13 protein-coding genes and 1 pseudogene are annotated in these 13,543 nt (G+C 33.0%); 4 read left to right on the forward strand and 10 right to left on the reverse strand.

Annotated elements, in window-relative coordinates; genetic code table 11:
- Nucleotides 1–7: 7 nt before the first annotated feature.
- From MKY00_RS14060 to MKY00_RS14070, 3 genes are all read right to left on the reverse strand, one after another.
- A complete protein-coding gene (locus MKY00_RS14060; protein WP_016717737.1) occupies nucleotides 8–1,591 on the reverse strand; it encodes a M3 family metallopeptidase in 1,584 nt (527 codons plus the stop codon).
- Nucleotides 1,592–1,801: 210 nt separating this feature from the next.
- Entirely contained in the window at nucleotides 1,802–2,590 is a 789-nt protein-coding gene (locus MKY00_RS14065) for a PH domain-containing protein (RefSeq protein WP_016717738.1), read from the reverse strand.
- Between the two features lie 218 nt (nucleotides 2,591–2,808).
- Nucleotides 2,809–3,669 (reverse strand): DegV family protein, encoded by an 861-nt coding sequence (locus MKY00_RS14070; protein WP_016717739.1) that lies wholly within the window; start codon nucleotides 3,667–3,669, stop codon nucleotides 2,809–2,811.
- Between the two features lie 226 nt (nucleotides 3,670–3,895).
- Between MKY00_RS14070 and MKY00_RS14075 the strand changes: the two genes are divergently transcribed.
- Nucleotides 3,896–4,327 carry a GNAT family N-acetyltransferase gene (locus MKY00_RS14075; protein WP_016717740.1) on the forward strand — a complete coding sequence of 144 codons (432 nt, stop codon included), beginning with the start codon at nucleotides 3,896–3,898 and terminating at the stop codon, nucleotides 4,325–4,327.
- Between the two features lie 240 nt (nucleotides 4,328–4,567).
- Nucleotides 4,568–4,741, forward strand: coding sequence for a hypothetical protein (locus tag MKY00_RS14080; protein ID WP_016717741.1), 174 nt, complete (start codon nucleotides 4,568–4,570; stop codon nucleotides 4,739–4,741).
- A 122-nt stretch (nucleotides 4,742–4,863) separates the two neighbouring features.
- Here the strand turns inward: MKY00_RS14080 and MKY00_RS14085 are convergent.
- Nucleotides 4,864–5,271 (reverse strand): annotated as a pseudogene (locus MKY00_RS14085) (GNAT family N-acetyltransferase); the annotation flags it as partial.
- 277 nt (nucleotides 5,272–5,548) lie between these two features.
- Between MKY00_RS14085 and MKY00_RS14090 the strand changes: the two are divergent.
- Nucleotides 5,549–5,869, forward strand: a complete 321-nt coding sequence (locus MKY00_RS14090) for a hypothetical protein (protein WP_001062732.1) — start codon at nucleotides 5,549–5,551, stop codon at nucleotides 5,867–5,869.
- 54 nt (nucleotides 5,870–5,923) lie between these two features.
- Here MKY00_RS14090 and MKY00_RS14095 read toward each other — a convergent pair whose 3' ends face one another.
- From MKY00_RS14095 to MKY00_RS14115, 5 genes are all read right to left on the reverse strand, one after another.
- Nucleotides 5,924–7,459: an MDR family MFS transporter gene (locus MKY00_RS14095; RefSeq protein WP_016717743.1), complete on the reverse strand. Its 1,536-nt coding sequence runs from the start codon at nucleotides 7,457–7,459 to the stop codon at nucleotides 5,924–5,926.
- Between the two features lie 23 nt (nucleotides 7,460–7,482).
- Nucleotides 7,483–8,190 carry a hypothetical protein gene (locus MKY00_RS14100; RefSeq protein ID WP_000400896.1) on the reverse strand — a complete coding sequence of 236 codons (708 nt, stop codon included), beginning with the start codon at nucleotides 8,188–8,190 and terminating at the stop codon, nucleotides 7,483–7,485.
- 18 nt (nucleotides 8,191–8,208) lie between these two features.
- Complete coding sequence (locus tag MKY00_RS14105) at nucleotides 8,209–8,919, reverse strand: bactofilin family protein (protein WP_001258377.1); 711 nt, start codon at nucleotides 8,917–8,919, stop codon at nucleotides 8,209–8,211.
- Between the two features lie 13 nt (nucleotides 8,920–8,932).
- Nucleotides 8,933–9,556, reverse strand: a complete 624-nt coding sequence (locus MKY00_RS14110; protein ID WP_016717744.1) for a YhbD family protein — start codon at nucleotides 9,554–9,556, stop codon at nucleotides 8,933–8,935.
- A 158-nt stretch (nucleotides 9,557–9,714) separates the two neighbouring features.
- Complete coding sequence (locus MKY00_RS14115) at nucleotides 9,715–11,451, reverse strand: ABC transporter substrate-binding protein (protein ID WP_016717745.1); 1,737 nt, start codon at nucleotides 11,449–11,451, stop codon at nucleotides 9,715–9,717.
- A 101-nt stretch (nucleotides 11,452–11,552) separates the two neighbouring features.
- Between MKY00_RS14115 and MKY00_RS14120 the strand changes: the two genes are divergently transcribed.
- Nucleotides 11,553–12,791, forward strand: a complete 1,239-nt coding sequence (locus tag MKY00_RS14120) for an MDR family MFS transporter (protein WP_016717746.1) — start codon at nucleotides 11,553–11,555, stop codon at nucleotides 12,789–12,791.
- 80 nt (nucleotides 12,792–12,871) lie between these two features.
- Here MKY00_RS14120 and MKY00_RS14125 read toward each other — a convergent pair whose 3' ends face one another.
- Entirely contained in the window at nucleotides 12,872–13,540 is a 669-nt protein-coding gene (locus MKY00_RS14125) for a YjgB family protein (protein WP_001267134.1), read from the reverse strand.
- Nucleotides 13,541–13,543: the final 3 nt, after the last annotated feature.

Genomic DNA, 13,543 nt, shown 5'->3' on the forward strand with positions numbered 1-13,543 from the left:
TCTCTCCCTACATAAGCCTCAAATATTCATCAATATCTTTAGAAATTTGTCTAAAAGCTTTATCCCAAAATACATAGCTCGTTATATCTGTTTCAAAATGTTTTTTCATAAGTTCTTCCACTGGAGCTTTTCCTGTTTCTCGTAAAAACTCTTTATATTTCAAGTGAAAAGTACTTTTACTTTCTTGAGCTATTTCTAATAAACTAAAACTAACTAAATAGCCAAATGTGTATGGATAATTATAAAAAGGAACATCTGCTATATAAAATTGAATATATTTCACCCAAACAAACGGCTGATATTCTAATAATGCATTCCCGTATGCTTTTTCTTGCGCTGCTATAGATAATTTCTCGATTTCATCAGCACTTAAAGGACTTTCTTTACATTTCTCATAAAAGTTCTTCTCAAATTCGAACGATGCTCGAATTGCCATTACATAATTAAAACAGTTTCTTATTTTCCAGCTAAGCAATGACTTTTTCATATCTATGCTATCTGTTGTTTGAATTAAATAATTTATAAGCACGGTTTCAAAGAAAATAGATGCTGATTCAGCTGTACTCATTGGCAAATAATCATCTAAAAAAGAAGAGGATTGTTCAAAACTCATATTATAAAAATGCCAAGCATGTCCTAGTTCGTGGGCAAGTACTCTTACACTATCGATACTTCCGTCGTAACGCATAGAGATTCGTGATTCTTTCTCACTGAAAAAAGGTGCACAAAATCCACCTGGTGGTTTACTATCTCTCGGTTCTGCATCTACCCAACCACTTTCTATCGCATGACGTGCAAATTCTGCTAATTCTTCATCTATATTTTTTAAAGCATCGTATATGTTTTGTACTGCTACTGAAAAAGGAATAATAACCTCATCATTCGCCTTTACTGTCATAAGTTCATGCCATGTAATTGAAGCTCTGCCTTTCTTATACACATTTAAAGCACTAACTAATTTATCTAGATTTTCTTCTGTCGCATTCCACATTTGCAATAATACAGTTTCTGAAATGCCATTTGCATGTAAAGATTGAGTTAAAATATCTATGTCTTCTAATTCATTACTCTTTGTATTACGCAATCTTCCTATTTGATTTAATACAGTAGCAAAAATTTCTTTCTCCTTATGTAAAGCACATGTTAATGACTCGAATACTTCTAGCCTTTCCTTTTCATTATCACTATTCATTGCAACATGATTTCCTTGTCCAAATGATAATTGCTTATTATTGTGCTTTATTTCTATCCTATTCCTTAATTGTATGTACATATTTTCCCACGCATTTAGTTCATCTTTTATTAGCCTAGTATTATCGGTAATTTCCATCTCACTTTGCTGTATGACTTGCTGCACTTCACTTTTTACTTCCTTTACTTTCACAGTCAATCTAGTGTTATCCGATGCAACACTTTCTTCAGCCAATCGACAGTACAAATAGTATTCTGCTTTTTCAATAGCTTGTATAAGTTTTGAAAGAATATCTATATCTTTTGTTACAAAATATTGTTCTTTCAACTCCAATATTGGTACTAGAATATCCCCATTTGAATACAATCTATCTAAATCCCACGTAGCAATTTCATTCATTTTTATAGCCGCCTCCTATTTTTACAAATAGTTACAGATATTCTCCCTACACAATTATATATGAAATGAATAATTTTTAATATCTTGAAATATTTAGATTTTTATAAACAAAACACTTCAACATATAAAAAAGATGACTCTGTTCACAACAGAATCATCTTTTTATATCTTATATTTAACATTTTCATACTAATTTCATAAAAAAATAATTTATATATTTAGTAACTGCTTTTTCTTCACATTAAATTCATCTTCTGTAATAACGCCCATATCTAATAATTCCTTAAATTTTTTCAGCTCATCTGCTACAGAAATAGTAGCATTTGTTGCTGGTCTTTCCTCAACTTTTTCTTTTTTTAATGAATCTAAAACTTGATGAACATTATTATTAATAGCAGTTGCTGACTCTTTATCTAAAGAAATATTAAATTTTTCTTGAGGAGTATCAATTGTTAAGACCCCAAATAATAATCCTTTTTCAAATGTTATATCATTTATTTTTTCGTAAGCTACAGATTTGAATTTCTCACCAGTTAAAGATTTTTGTCCAAACATAATTCGTTTATTCGTAATAGCATATGCAAAATTACGATCATGTTTTGTTGCAGATTCATAATTATGTAAACCGATAAATGTCATTAAAACTTCTTCGTCTTGCATTAAGTTTGTTTCAAGTACTCCGAAATGCTTTAAGCCCCACTTTTCATTATGTCCAGAACCGAATTTATTTTCAACACTGTATTGATACATTCCTTCAGCAGTAGACATCGGATTTTTAGCAATTTTTTCTGCCCTTGCATTCATTATAGCTTTCTTCTCTTCAATCATTTCTTTAATTTCTTCAATTGTAATTTTATTTACAGGTATAACAGTCATACCACCCGCTTCTTTCAAGCAATCTGGACAAATCCAAGCATTTGATTTTTTTACTTTGTATCGATTCAAGCCAACCTTATTCTCACAAACACCACATGCTACTTTTAAACTAAAAAAACTCATAATTAACCTCCAAGTTTCTATATCATCATTCTATTATTTTCAATAATATTTAGTCCCCTATTTTATAATTCATACTAAAAGGTTATTTAATATGTATAGATTCCATTTATCCATAGAGAAACAAACATTTTAACACTAATCATTTCAAGAATCAACAGCACTTTATTATTTGGAAATAATTACATCACAAAAAAAGGATTGATCAAAAGATCAATCCTTTACTCGACTTCATTTAAGAAAAATAACGTTATAACACCCGGTCCTGTATGTGCTCCGATTGCTGCACCAATTGTATTTACGATAAATACTTCACAGCCAAATCTATCAGTAATTAATGCTTTTAATGCTTCAGCTGTTTCTAAATCGTCACCGTGAGTTATACCGATTGTTTGACCTTTAAGTTCTTTTCCACGCTCTTCCATTATATCGACAATTCGGCCAAGTACTTTCTTTTTCCCTCGGACTTTTTCAAGTGGTACAAGCTTTCCTTCTTCCACGTTTAAGATTGGCTTAATGTTTAGTAAACCACCGATAAATCCTGCGACTTTACTTAAACGTCCACCTCTCACTAAGTACTGTAAGTCAGCTACAGTGAAGATATGTTCCATATGGTTCATTAGAAAATCAACACGTTTTAAAATATCTTCTTTTGATGCACCGTCTTTCGCCATTTTAGCAGCTTCTAATACGACAAGCCCTTGACCAAGCGAAGCACATTTCGTATCAATAATTTCTAAATCCAAGTTAGCATATGTTTCTTTTACTTCCTCTTTAATGAGAACTGATGATTGATATGTACCAGACAGTTCAGATGAAAAAGCTAAATATATACAAGGATTACCTTCTTTTGCATAAGAAACAAATTTTTCCTGGAAAGTTTCAAGTGAAGGCAATGACGTTCTATAAACAGCGCCTTCTCTCATATTTTGCAATAATGTAACTGACTCTAATGTAACTCCATCTAAATACTCTGTTTCTGCTTCATCATAAACACGGAGTGGAATTAAATCAATATCATATGCTTGCAGCAATTCTACCGGTAAATCCGCTGCACTATCCGTAATGATTTTAACACCCATTTTTAAACCTCTATTCTGTTATAAATATAAAAAATATAAAATAAAAATAGTACTTTTAAATTATATACGTAAAACTTAAATGAAGAAAGGAAAACACTTTATATTGTATGCACTATTCTTCAAAACTTGAACTGATAATAAAAATCATGCCATTATAATCACTTTTTTCCTGATATTATATTCTATATAATAAGAAAATTACATTTTTTATAAAGGGGAGATATAAATGAGTATTCAAATGGCTACATCTAATGATTTAGAATGGATTAATAATCAATACGACTCAATAGGATTTGTACGCAGTGATTTAAAAAGAGATACAGTTGCAATCATTACATATAACAATGAGTATGCAGGTGTTGGCCGGTTAGTCCAAATAGATGAAGATACTTTAGAAATGGGTGGGATACTTATTCTTCCTAAATTTAGAGGTCTACAATTAGCTGGGGAACTTGTTTCATTTTTAGTAGAAACTGCGAAGAAATTACAAGTACAACATGTATATTGCCTTCCTTTTGAGGAATTAGAAAACTTTTATAAGAAATATGGCTATACTGAGGTCGATACTACGAAAGAATTTGTTCATCCCATTATTCTAGAAAAATATAATTGGTGTTTGGATCATTATGAAAAGCATGTTTTATTATTTAAGTTGTAAAGGTACCTAAAGTGAGTATATATATTAATTATACTTGCCCATAGATAATAACCCTACTTTATTTGGTCTACATCAGCTTCTACAAGATATACTATTACTACTTACGCTATCTTTTTCCTTAACCTTACTTTTGTATAAAAGATTAGTTTGTTTAAAATTACCTTAAATCGTATTTAAATAAACTAATCGAAACGCGAATTCCTATATAATACAATTAAGTAATTAAAAGGAGCGTTATTTATGATAGATGTAGTAAGACTCGTTATCTTTACTGTAGTTGCAATTGGTGCCATTATTAACATATACATAGAATTAAAAAAACCTAAAAAAAATATATTCTCAATCGTTTTTTTATCAGTACTCTTAATTGGATCCTCAGGGTTAATTAAAAATATTTTATCTCAACTTTTATAGTAGATTGATTAAAAATCAACCTCCCGTCAATAATGTAAGTAACATGATTGTATCTCTCCATTCCCCCTTTGGAGAGGAGCAGTTAGCTTTTGCTAACTGCTCTTTTATTTGAAAATACGATTTCATCTATTATCCACAAAATAAGTATCATACGCCTTATCAAAAACATATCCTAGTTTTTCAGCTAGTTTTGCAGATGTAGTATTCGCTGCATCCCAGTTTGGGTATATCTCTTTTTCTAAACAGTCCAAGATTAGTGCTGCACTAACTATAGTCGCTAACCCTTTTCTTCTATGATTGTAATTAGTCGCTACTTCAATTTCAATCCCGCTATCATAAATGCTATATGATGATGCACCGCATACAACTTCTCCTTTATACAAAACACAATATCTTATACCTCGGTTTATATAATCTTCAACTGATTGAAATTGACTTGTAAAATCTTCAGAGACTTTATGTAATGTAGAGTTATTTACAATATGTTCATCTATTTTTCTTAACTCGTATCCTTTTGGAAATATCGATAATTTCTTTTCGGCTCACAACCCACTTACACCCCATCCCTTCTCTATATGTTTTATCTCATACACATAATATGAGGGGGATATGAGATAAGCTTGGACAATATAACTTTAACGTAGGAATATAGCTACCTACTCATCTCATTAATAATGAAATTACGCCAATAATGAGTAATAACGCATAAATTTCCCTATAAATACATATAACGATTTCATCTTTCATAAAAAAAACGTTATAATGAAGTGTAGCCTCTACGATTACGTTATAAAGGAGATTAAAACAATGGCTAAAATTAAAGTATACCAAGCAAAAGAAGAAAATATGGAAGCAGTAAAAAACATCATTGATGTTGAAGAACAAAATCCAACTGCTGAAAACTTACAAAATCTATACGCATGTGTATTAGATACTGAAGATATGGCATTGCCTGAATCATACATTGAAGAAGATATCTTAATTGATTCTATTGAAGTTATGGTTAACGCTTCTCAAAGCAAAATAAGAGACCTAGGTGCTTACGATGTAATCGAAGTTCAAAACAAAGGTAAGAAAACACAAATTTTATTATTAGCAGACGAAGAATACGAAATCATCGAAGGCTAATCTAAAACCGTACATACGAAAAAGCTCCTTTCCAATTGGAAGGGAGCTTTTTCATTACGCTTTAGATGTTTCGCTCTTTTTATTCTTTTGTTGTTTCTTCATTACCATACGCTCATTTCCCATAAAGAAAATAAATATGAATGCTAAACCAGCTGGTACCAATGCCCACATAAATGTTTGGACAATTGAGCTAGAAAGAGCATCAATAATTTTATCTAATATTTGCGGCGGGATTTGAGATCTTGCCGCTTCTGATAGAATAGCTCTTGAATCTCCTAAAGCGTTTGTATTCATTCCTCCGCTCATACCCTTAAATGCTTCTTCTAATTGATCTTGGAAACCTGTTCTTTGGATCATTCCGAAGATTGTAATACCAAGCGTCATGCCTAATGAACGAATAAAGTTACTCGTTGAAGTCGCAGACCCTCGCTGTTCCATACCAAAGTTGTGGATAGCCGCCATACTTAGTACAGAGAATGAGAAACCAACCCCAAATCCGATAATAATCATATACACTGTTAATAATGCACGACTTGTTTCTGGCGTTAATGTACTTAATAAGAATAGTCCTATTAGCATAATAACAGCAGAAATAATCATAATGTTTCTGTAGCTAAGCTTCGTCGTTAAAAATCCACCTAATTGCGCTGTTACAACTGATCCTAACATCATCGGTAATAGTAGTAATCCTGAGTTTGTTGCGGTACCACCGTATACACCTTGAATGAATAACGGTATGTACACAGTTGCTGACATAAACGCAGCACCGTAACATAATGCAATAATTGTACTCATTCCGAATAAGCGCTGCTTAAACATCTCAAATGATATGATTGGCTCTTCTACTTTTCGTTCAATAAAAATAAATGCAACAATTAAAATAGCGAATGCACCAAATAAACTTAAAATAAAGCTAGAATCCCAGTCATACTTTTGTCCGCCAAGCTCTAAAGCAAACATTAAACAAACTACTGCACCAACTAAAGTAATTGCACCAAACCAGTCAATTTTTTGCTTTCTATGAACTCGTGACTCTTTATAAAAGAATGTAATAAAAATAAGTGCTAAAATGCCAAGCGGTAAGTTAATGTAAAATACCCAGTGCCAGCTAATATAATCTGTAATATACGCGCCAAGCAACGGTCCAAAAATACTCGATAAACCAAATACTGCTCCGAATAAACCGCCCATTTTCCCGCGCTTTTCAGGAGGGAAAATATCAAAAACGATAGTAAACGCGATCGGCACTAATGCCCCGCCGCCAATACCTTGAATGGCACGATAAATACCTAACTGTGTAATATTTTCAGCAGTACCACAAAGTGCCGAACCAATCATAAAAACGATTAAACCAAAAATAAAGAATCTCTTTCTACCATACATATCTGATAGTTTACCGAATATCGGCATGCCTGCCATTTCTGCGACCATATAGGCAGAAACGACCCATACAAAGTTTTCAAGACCTCCTAAGTCACCAACAATCGTTCCCATCGCTGTTACGACAATGGTATTATCCATTGATGCCATTAAAATACCTAGCAATAAGCCCGCCACAACAAAGCCGAGCTTATTATTCTTCTCAACCATAACCTTACTCTCCCTCGTACTACTTATATTTGTTTATGTTCTTTAACGACTGCATTACCCTTTTGATTAAAACTAGTATGATATTCTACAACACTAATTTCACACCCAGGGCCAATTGTAACGTTGTTTCCTCTCACTACTTCAGCAATCGTATGTTCTAAATAAATATCATCTCCTTCCACAATTGAAGTTTGGAGGTTTCCAACATGACTAATAAAAGGAAGAAATCTCGCTTTTTTACGAATCGTAATGTTTTTACCACCAATTTCTCTTACCTTACTTCCTTCATAACGAAGTGAGATTTGAATATTTTCAGCATTAAGTAATCCATCACTTTCAAGACCACCAGTTAATGATAAATCTTCTACTTCAATATTTCCCCTAACATTTAAAGCACCTTTTACATCGACAAAATCACCTGAAAACTTCCCCGCAATATCTATCATACCTCTAACTTTTGTTTTTTCAATATGTGCATCACCATGAATTTGTGTATTACCGTATACTTTTACATATTCTGCATCTACATTTCCTTGTACTTCACTATCTCCATACACAACATAATTTTTCACTTTCATATTACCCCGTACATCACTCGTGCCGTACGTTTTAAATTCATTACAGCTCATATCATTAGAAATCGTTCCTTCACCGCGAATCTTCACTTTATTATAATCTCCGCCTGCTGAATTGCCGGAACCATTTACTGTGAGACTATGCGGATGTTCCATATTGCTTTCTCCCTCCCATTAAACCTGCTTAATTTCTTTTACATTTGCGCTTTTATCAACAGTTAGAACACCTGTATATTCAATGAGTTCAATCTCACAGTTCGGTCCTACTGTAATATTGTTTCCTCTTACCGTTCTTATGTGAGCATAATCAATATCAATATTGTCACCTTCTAATAGTTCAGCTTCTAATTGCAAGCCAAATACTGTTTTAAATAGCCTACTTAATGTACCTGATCTATGTCTTACTTTAATCGTTTGACCACCAATTTCTTTCGCGCGACATGTACCGTGAATATTAATATTTATTTCATCAGCGCTTAATAATCCGCCAATTGTAAATTGTCCTTCTGAAGAAAAAGTATCCACTTCACAATTACCGTCAATTGTTGCTTGACCATTAACTTTAAATTCTTCACCTGTGACATTTCCGCCTATCGTACCTTTTCCTGCAATTTTCAAACTGTTTGCCTTTACATTTTGCGTAATTGTAGCTTTTCCATCAATTCGCATCGTTTCAGCATGAACTGTGCCATCGACTTTACCAGATCCGCTAATTCGTGCACTGTTACTTTTCAAATCGCCAGTAACTGCTCCGTAACCGTTACATTCAAATTGCTCACATTCGACATTTCCATTCACAGTTCCTTTTCCGTTTAATTGCACTTTATGAAACTCACCGCCATTCGATGAACCGTAACCATTTATAATCAAATTATCTGTACGCATACTTACTCCTCCATTACAACAATTTAGTTTTTAATGCTTCGGTATATTTCATAATCGCTTCGCGTAAAACGATTTTGGTGCCTTTTTCAAAAATTAAGTCGTCCACGTTTGAAACTAATAAACATGTAGAAATCCCTAACTTTCGGATAATGATTAAGTCACACGTTTTATGTTTCATTGCTTCATAATTTTCACGTAAAACTTGCAAGACCATTTTTCCTTCTTCTAAACTAATTTCTCCCGATTGTAGTAATTCTTCTAACATGTACACATAAAGAATATCTACAAATTGAAACTCCGCTGTTTTATTCGTTTGTTCTATGAAAAATTGTAAAACTGGTTCTGATGCAATCCCCTTACGTAAAATGTCTTCCTTCGTTAAAAGAATTTCCCCCACACTCGGCGAAAACATATTTGCTAGTTCATCAAGTGATAGATCCTCTTTCATCGTTTGAATTTTATCAATACGCTCTAATATCTTTTCTTTCGGAAAAAATGTTTCCTGACCCGTGAATGTAGACTTTCGTACAAACCAATCTTCCGGTATTAAATTTTTTCTTTTCCACCTATATAATTGTCCGTATGAAATACCAGTAAGTTCTAATAAATCTTTTTTTGAAATTAAATCTGTACTCAACTGTATAACACTCCTTCCTGATAACAATGTAACATAACACTGTTACACTGTAAATAGACTTTTATCACAAGTAGCGTAACAATGTGTAAAACAACCCTGTTTCACAAAAAAAACAGGGTTCTCACGCATCTTATAAAATGCGTAAAAACCCTTATATATCAACATGTAAACCATATTTCATAAAAATCAATCCACCCTTGTGAATTAATCATTATATTTTGTACTTTTTCATGAGAAGTTACTTGTTGTTTGTTACGGTATAAAGGAATTATATGAATGTGACGTAACAAAGTGTCTTCAATTTCGCGTAACAGTGTAACTCTTTTCTCTACTTGTTCTTGTTTAAAATAAGGGGACAATGATTTATGAAAATCTACGCTGCTTTGCCCATGAATAAAACTGTTTTTTGTAAGAAACATATATAGTAAACTATCTTCTATTCGTTCGCTAATTGTTGCGCTATCATGCATCATATCCGCCTTTTGTATCGTATTTATTTCTAACAGCTCTTCTATTTTAAGAAAATTATTTTCTACACGAACCCCGTACTTCGCACACTCTTTTTGTATCCATTGTGCATCTTCAACGTGATCTCGTCCTGTAAATGTATAAAGTTGTAGCACTTCATTATGATACGTACTTCTCTTAATTAAACTTTCGATATCTTCCTCAATTTCTACTATGCTTTCATTTGCTAATATTAGTTTCTTTGCCACTTCTCCACGTTCTCCGCCGAGTTCTTGAACGATTTTATCGCCATGAATAATTTTATATAGCGCTTTCCGAAACAGTTCATCTTGCATTGGCCCTTCTTTTATAAGATTACATGTTACATATGTCACGTTCGATTCAAGCCGTGAAAGTTCTTTATTGAGATTTTCTTTATCTTTATACTGCGCCTTTACTAACACGTCATAAGTATTTACATTTTGCTCCACATTCAATAGTTCAATTCGGTCAAGAAAAGGTCTTTCACGATAATATAAATCATGTACTTCTAATGCAAATAAATGTGTATTCTTCTCTCGTAATATAAAAGGACCTGTACCTATGAAGTTTCCTGCTTCATCTTCAATTACGATAGAACACTGTTCTGCGCTTAGCATATGTAAAAACATCCTATTTACCGTATGTAATTGAATTTCAACAACAAATTCATCCACTGCACGGAAACTTTCAACATGTTGTAACATCCATGCGTGTGGGTTGTTTTCAGCTTTCATAAATCGATTCAATGAATGTATAACATGATGTGCAGTGAGTCGTTTTCCATTATGAAGACGAACGCCTTTTCGTAAATAAAAAGTCCATACCTTTTCAGCATCATTATATTCCCATTGAAAAGCAAGCCTTGGTTCTATAGAATTTGTTTCTTCATTTACATATACGAGTGTATCAAAAAGATGTTTAACCATATGACATTCTGAGCGCATCGTAGCGTAAACCGGATCTAAAGCGATGTCCAGGTTCATTTGTACTTGCAAACGAAGTACATCTTTTCTTCCTTCAGATGTCCGTTCTATTTGATGACCAAATATAGAATCTACCCAAGCTTCATACTCTTTCTTTATTGATGGAAATTGTGAGCTGTAGCGTTCTACAAATGAGATTCCACTTTTCACATCTCCTTTTTTCGTTAATTCTTTTCCTCTTTCTAAAATTAGTGGAATTGGTTGCTTTTGAAATATTAATTTAGAACGATTCCCTCTCCCGCGACCTGGAAACCAAGTGATCCAATGTAACTCTTCTAATTTTTTTATAATTAATTTACTATTACGCTCTGTACAAAATAATGTTTCTGCTATCATTTGTACGGTTACTTCTAATCGTTCTCCTTCTCGTCTCCCTTTACCGTAGACACACCATAGTTCAATATATTGATCTAAAATAAACATCATACTCCCCCTAAAAGGTGAAAAATAACCCCTTTTATTTCTACCCTTTTTCTCTTTCTCCTTTCATCTTATCATTTCAATATAGAAAGGAGGAATTAATATTGACCAATCTCTTACTACGTTATAACAAACCAATTATTATAAGAATGTGCGGCGAATTATTAACCCGAACAACAGAATCCATGTTAGCTCTCATTATGATTATTTACGTTAATAAGATGCTAAACGGCAATATTATGATGACTATGCTGATTTTCGGACTACAACCGCTTTCGGACATTGTATTTACACTTATCGCTGGAGGAGTTACTGATAAATATGGACGAAAAAAAATTATGTTACTCGGCTTATTACTACAAGGTATTGCAATTGGCAGCTTCGTCTTTGCTCAATCTGTTTTTATATTTGCATTATTATACGTCATAAATGGGGTTGGCCGCTCCTTATATATTCCCGCTCAACGGGCACAAATTGCTGATTTAACAAAACAGGGACAGCAAGCGGAAATTTTTGCCCTCCTGCAAACGATGGGAGCAATTGGTACCATGATTGGTCCTTTAATTGGCGCGATCTTTTATAACACTCATCCTGAATATTTATTTATGATGCAAAGCACTACACTTATGATATATGCAATAGTTGTTTGGACGCAGCTTCCGGAAACTGCACCGGTAATTACAATGCCAAAGCCAAAACTTGAAGTATCATCTCCAAAACAGTTTGGACGCAATCATTCCTCCGTAATTGGACTTATGGTTTCTACACTGCCTATTAGCTTTTTTTATGCACAAACTGAGACAAATTATCGTATTTTCGCAGAAGATGTATTTCCAAATTTCATTTTCATACTCGCTTTTATTTCAACATGCCGGGCTATTATGGAAATCATTCTACAAATTTTCCTCGTAAAGTGGTCTGAACGATTTTCCATGGCAAAAATTATTCTTATTTCTTACACGTGCTATACTATAGCTGCAATTGGCTACGGACTTTCAACAACAATCTCGTCACTATTTTTCACATTACTCTTTTTAGTTATTGGTGAAAGTATTGCTTTAAACCATTTACTTCGATTCGTTTCAGAAATCGCTCCTATAGATAAACGCGGATTATATTTTTCGATTTACGGCTTACACTGGGATATATCCCGAACGTGCGGTCCTGTAATTGGTGCGGTTTTATTAAGTAAACTAAACGGTAGCATGCTATTTTATATTTGTGCTTGTTTCTTAATAATTGGGGGCATTATTCAAGCTCTTTTTGTTCAAAATTTAGAGCGTAAGAAAAGAAGAAAAGATATTCAAAAAGATGTTTTAGAGCATCCCCATCATATTTTATAAAAGGAAGTTTCTTATTTACACCAAAAAAAGATGTCACATGGTCATCGATTTCGACTTTTGTGACATCCTTTTTTATTATCCTACCCTGCCATTTTATTAATACTATCCTCAGGTGAAAATACCGAAATATGATTTACCTTACCAGTCGATTTTGGAATAATGAATTTTAACTCAAACTGATTGTTTACTTTATATACATATATTTTATCTTCACCATTTCCTTTAACTGAAGTTGGTTTTCCTAATGCTTTTTCTATTTCTTGTAATGTAATTGATTTTAGTTCTGCATGATAGGAGCGTACATCAAAAACTTGTGATCCTTTATTAAAACCGAAGGAAACATTTTTATTTGTAAAGGTAGCGTACATTCCATTTCCTGCTTGTTCCGTTTTATCTGCTTTCCCCCACGCTTTTTCTATTTCTTCAATATCTCCTGTATGCGCTGCAAACGGAACGTTAGGTACTTTTCCTTCTTTCGCTAATTCAAACAATTCTTTAACGTGGTTAATTGATTTTTGATTGATTACTGTATCTTTCGTACTTGGATCTGGCTTTGGTATTGTTGATCCTTCATTATTTGATTTTTCATCAGGCTCTTTCTTTTCTTCAGAAGTATTATTCTGTTCATTTTTACTATTTTCCGTTGTTGGATCTGTTTCCTTTTTTTCGTCCGTTCCTTTACATGCTACTAATGCAAAAATGCATGTAAAAGCGAGAAATAACATACCTATCTTCACATACACTCTCATACA

It is taken from the genome of Bacillus sp. FSL R9-9834 (assembly GCF_038006905.1).
Taxonomy (GTDB): Bacteria; Bacillota; Bacilli; order Bacillales; family Bacillaceae_G; genus Bacillus_A; species Bacillus_A pacificus.

Bases quoted from the DNA above. Each gene is read 5' to 3' on its own strand.
- MKY00_RS14115 (WP_016717745.1), bottom strand. From the start codon at position 11,451: ATGTTTATTTTAGATCAATATATTGAACTATGGTGTGTCTACGGTAAA.
- MKY00_RS14060 (WP_016717737.1), bottom strand. From the start codon at position 1,591: ATGAATGAAATTGCTACGTGGGATTTAGATAGATTGTATTCAAATGGG.
- MKY00_RS14065 (WP_016717738.1), bottom strand. From the start codon at position 2,590: ATGAGTTTTTTTAGTTTAAAAGTAGCATGTGGTGTTTGTGAGAATAAG.
- MKY00_RS14070 (WP_016717739.1), bottom strand. From the start codon at position 3,669: ATGGGTGTTAAAATCATTACGGATAGTGCAGCGGATTTACCGGTAGAA.
- MKY00_RS14105 (WP_001258377.1), bottom strand. From the start codon at position 8,919: ATGCGTACAGATAATTTGATTATAAATGGTTACGGTTCATCGAATGGC.
- MKY00_RS14080 (WP_016717741.1), top strand. From the start codon at position 4,568: ATGATAGATGTAGTAAGACTCGTTATCTTTACTGTAGTTGCAATTGGT.
- MKY00_RS14090 (WP_001062732.1), top strand. From the start codon at position 5,549: ATGGCTAAAATTAAAGTATACCAAGCAAAAGAAGAAAATATGGAAGCA.
- MKY00_RS14075 (WP_016717740.1), top strand. From the start codon at position 3,896: ATGAGTATTCAAATGGCTACATCTAATGATTTAGAATGGATTAATAAT.
- MKY00_RS14100 (WP_000400896.1), bottom strand. From the start codon at position 8,190: ATGGAACATCCGCATAGTCTCACAGTAAATGGTTCCGGCAATTCAGCA.
- MKY00_RS14095 (WP_016717743.1), bottom strand. From the start codon at position 7,459: ATGGTTGAGAAGAATAATAAGCTCGGCTTTGTTGTGGCGGGCTTATTG.
- MKY00_RS14125 (WP_001267134.1), bottom strand. From the start codon at position 13,540: ATGAGAGTGTATGTGAAGATAGGTATGTTATTTCTCGCTTTTACATGC.